Here is a 4,095-nt window from a genome sequence, read left to right on the forward strand (position 1 = left end):
TAAACCAGTTGCGACGGTTTGATCATCGATCGATTCAAAAAAGCCGAAGAAGCCCCTTAAAGCCGGGGATTTTCGAGCGATCGAACTGTTCGCCAGATGCGACCAGCCGGCAGTCAATATGGCCAGCATATCCTTGCCGGCAACCGCCATTTTGCCTGCAAGCATCTCGGATGCCGCGGTAAGATCGCTGCGATAGGCGAGAAGGGTATTTCGCGCGACGCCACGTTCTGCAGCCAGCATTTCGAGGAATCGCTCAATCAGATCGGCATCGGTACCTGGGTTGGTCGAGCTATTCAACTGAGCCTCAACTCCAGCTCACAGCTTCAGCGGCAATCATACGCGCTTCCCCATCGAGCCCGACCTGTTTCAGCGCGCGCACAATGTGAAAGAGGTGGTGCGGTGGAATATCCTCCCAGCCAGCGCCCTGCAGCGCTGCAGCAGAAAGTAGAACAACGGTTCCGCTTTCCCCGCGTTGCGCCGCTGATGTAATTGCACGCGACCAGCCACTTTCTTTGCGGATATTGACTTCGAGTGTCTCGGAGAAATCGGTGACTGCTGCGGCCTCTACACGGCCAAGTCCTGCAAGGCCGGCCAGAAGGAATTTCGATTTCAGATAATCGGCGCTGTCGTCATTGCTGCGGAAATCGTCGAGTTCGCCTTCGTTGATCGCTCCACGCCATCCGGGTGCGGCACAGGCGAGCAGGCCCCAGCCGAGCGAACCGGTTTCGATGACCGATGCCCAGCGTACCGCCTGTTCGTCAAAGCCGGCCGACAGCATGGACGCAACCAGTCGGTCGGCTTCGCCCGCATGATCTTCGCTAGGGGCAATCAAAGCCGCTGCGCGCGCAGTCAAAACCAGTGCTGACCGGCGCTGATCGGGGGTTGAACCATCATCCCACATATCGGCCATGGCAGCGACCTTCGCGGCGTTGCCATTTCCCGCATAGGCCGTCCGCAACAATTCCCCGCGTGCTTTTAGGTCGGATGGTGCATCGGGGTCTTCAAAGGCGATGCTGTAAATGTCAACCAATGCGCGGTTGGATAGCACACCTATCGCAGCAGCAGCCGGGGCGGAACGCATACGGGCAGGAAGCGATGCCGTGGGAAGTTGCACGACCCAGCCATTCACATGCCTCCCTGCCTCTGCGTAGAGCGCTTCGGGGGGCTCAACACCGGTTGCCTGACCGATACCATGGCGCCAGGTCGTAAAGCCTTTGGCTTTTTCCCATTCAATTTTTACCGAGCGGCGCCCCTGCATCCCGGCACCGACGGCTTTTTCGCCTAGGAGGTAATCTATGCCTTTCAGCCACCCGCGCGCACGCGCCTGATTGATCAGCGCTGTCGCGCGGCCTTGCTCCCCAGCCAGCGAGGCGCAGATCGGCTGCGCCATCTTCCACGTCCCTTCGCCGGTCTGCTGCGCACCGGCGTCCGCCACCGGGCACATGCCGGACAAATCCGCATTGGCGAGGAAAACCGGCATCGCGACCTGATACAGTCGCTTTGTATATCGATCCGGGTCAATCTGTTGCACCAACTGACGCGCTGCGACCGCATCACCCATGCGTAACAGCAGCCAGCTGCGCTCTGCCGTCCAGTCTGCGCCATTGACATTACGTGGCGTTTCCGTGCGGCTGGCGAGCAGGCGACGGGTCATGATCATTCCCCAACGCGACGCGAGCGGGCCGTTGGTCCTCTGCAAAACTTGCGTCAGGAATCGCCCGTCGATGGTTCCGAACGCCCCTGCCGGAAAACCCCCCGACGCGTCGGTGAATAGTCCGACTGCCTTGAGGGAGCGCCTTGCAGTCGGCGGCACGTCATATCGAACTTCGGTCGCTTCCTCTTCCTCCTCTTCATCCTTTTCAGGATCTTCGGAAGACGTGGCGTCTGTAGCATTATCGACGGCAGGAACTGCGGATGGGGTGTTTGGCGCACCTTCCGAGGGTCGCGGCACATTGGTGCCCGACGGCGGCGGCGAAGGACGCGCTACAGGTGGAGGCGCAGGATCGTTAAAGCCTGGCGGCAATAGCGATTCCGGTCCCTGTTGGCCAAGCACGGGGATGGTATAGACCAACGCCGCAACGCCTGCCGTCGCGCATAGAAGCATCGAGATCCGCTGCTTTGCCATATCAGTCTTTACCACTCGCTCCGTCGGTTGTGGGCCGGATGCCCGGCTGAACCTCTATTTCGACAACCCTTTGCGGCTGTTCACTGCCCAGCCATTCGAAGAAAAACAGCGCCGCGACAAGTACAATCGCCACCGTCAACCACGGCACGATGCGCTTGGCCTTAGGTTTACCCTGCACTTTTCCTCCTGAATACGCCGTTCGGCAAAGGGCTTTCCGGCGAGGATTAGCCGATATATAGCGCGCATCGCAATGGCTTCGCGACCCGACACCACATCTGTTACAATTGACGGCAATGATCGCTCCATCGTGCTTGTCGGCATGATGGGCGTGGGCAAGTCAACCATAGGCAAATTGCTCGCCGGAAAACTCGGGCTCAGCTTTGTTGATTCTGACGAAGAAATCGAGAAGGCCGCCGGGATGCCAATTTCGGAGATGTTCGAACGCTTCGGCGAATCCAGTTTTCGCGATGGCGAGAGGCGGGTGATCGCGCGTTTAATCACCGAAGGCCCCAAAGTAATCGCGACAGGTGGTGGTGCCTTTATCAACGATGAAACCCGCAGGCTGATTAAAGAAAAATGCCGTTCGGTCTGGATCGATGCAGACCTGGACGTGCTAATCGAACGCGTATCGCGCCGCAGCAATCGGCCGCTGCTGGTTGGTAAAGATCCGCGCGAAGTTCTGACCGATCTCGCGACCAAGCGCACACCCTTTTATGCCGAAGCAGACATTCATGTCCGCAGCGATTCCGGGCCCCACGCCCGCACCGTCAACCAGATATTGGAGGCATTGGCCTGATGGACAGGATAACAGTCGGTCTCGAAGGCAGACCTTATGATGTGCTGATAGGTCAGGGGTTGATCGGCAAATCGGGCGAGTATCTGGAACCTTATGCGCGGAGCGGACGCCTGTTGATCGTCACCGACACCCATGTCGCACAACATGTCCTGCCGCAACTTGCTGCTTCGTTACAAGCAGCAGGGCTAAGCTACGTCGCCCATTTGTTGCCTGCTGGGGAAGGAGCCAAAAGCTGGGCAGAACTCGAACGCCTGGTCGACTGGTTGCTTTCCGAACATGTCGAGCGAAGCGACCATATCGTGGCCTTGGGCGGCGGTGTTGTCGGTGACATCACAGGCTTTGCCGCGCATATCGTCAAACGCGGCTGCCATTTCGTTCAGGTGCCAACCACGTTGCTCGCCCAGGTCGACAGCAGCGTTGGTGGCAAGACGGCTATCAACAGCGGCGCGGGCAAGAATCTGGTGGGTGCGTTCCACCAGCCTGCCCTTGTCCTCATCGACCCTTATGTGCTCGATACACTCCCGCGGCGTGAATTGGGCGCGGGCTATGCCGAAGTCGTGAAATATGGCCTGATCGACGCACCCGAATTTTTTGACTGGTGCGAAGCCAATATCGACTCCTTCCTGGCGGGGGATGCCGACACACGTCGTTACGCCATTGCCCGGTCGGTCGAGGCCAAGGCGCGGATCGTGGCGGCCGACGAAAAGGAACTGACCGGCGTTCGCGCCCTACTCAATCTCGGGCATACTTTCGGCCACGCGTTGGAGGCGGAGACCGGATATTCCGACACGCTGCTGCACGGCGAAGGCGTGGCTGCGGGCATGGCGCTCGCTTTCCGCTATTCGGTGCGCAGAGGGCATTGCCCGGAGGGCGATGCGGATCGGATGAGCGCCCATCTTGCCAAAGCAGGCTTGCCGACGACATTGCGCGAAGCCCATGTTAATGCGCGAGGGGAAAAGCTCGTCGAGCATATGCTGCACGACAAGAAGAAGAGCGGTGGCACCCTGCCCTTCCTGCTCGCGTATGGGATAGGCAAGACATTCCTCGCCAAAGATGTTGATCTGGAAGATGTGGCGGACTTCCTGGATGAAGAGCGGGATCGCTAACCCTCATCCATGGCAAAATCGTCCGATTCCTTGCCGCCAAAGCTGTGGCGCGAACCGGCACGCATATT

General features: G+C 59.2%; 5 protein-coding genes. 2 read left to right on the top strand and 3 right to left on the bottom strand.

What is annotated here, in order from left to right:
* The 3 genes from Q0239_RS06285 to Q0239_RS06295 all read right to left on the bottom strand — a co-directional run.
* Positions 1-297: site-specific integrase (locus tag Q0239_RS06285; RefSeq protein ID WP_298599991.1), on the bottom strand; the 297-nt coding region annotated here is incomplete at its 3' end.
* Between the two features lie 7 nt (positions 298-304).
* Positions 305-2,125, bottom strand: a complete 1,821-nt coding sequence (locus tag Q0239_RS06290; RefSeq protein ID WP_298599993.1) for a hypothetical protein — start codon at positions 2,123-2,125, stop codon at positions 305-307.
* A 1-nt stretch (position 2,126) separates the two neighbouring features.
* Positions 2,127-2,303 (bottom strand): hypothetical protein, encoded by a 177-nt coding sequence (locus Q0239_RS06295; protein WP_298599994.1) that lies wholly within the window; start codon positions 2,301-2,303, stop codon positions 2,127-2,129.
* A gap of 72 nt (positions 2,304-2,375) precedes the next feature.
* Between Q0239_RS06295 and Q0239_RS06300 the strand changes: the two genes are divergently transcribed.
* Both Q0239_RS06300 and aroB read left to right on the top strand, forming a co-directional pair.
* Positions 2,376-2,921 (top strand): shikimate kinase, encoded by a 546-nt coding sequence (locus tag Q0239_RS06300; protein ID WP_298599995.1) that lies wholly within the window; start codon positions 2,376-2,378, stop codon positions 2,919-2,921.
* Complete coding sequence (gene aroB / locus Q0239_RS06305; RefSeq protein ID WP_298599997.1) at positions 2,921-4,027, top strand: 3-dehydroquinate synthase; 1,107 nt, start codon at positions 2,921-2,923, stop codon at positions 4,025-4,027. Before Q0239_RS06300 ends, aroB begins: the two co-directional genes overlap by 1 nt.
* Positions 4,028-4,095: the final 68 nt, after the last annotated feature.

Source organism: uncultured Sphingorhabdus sp., from assembly GCF_937872355.1.
GTDB lineage: Bacteria > Pseudomonadota > Alphaproteobacteria > Sphingomonadales > Sphingomonadaceae > Sphingorhabdus_B.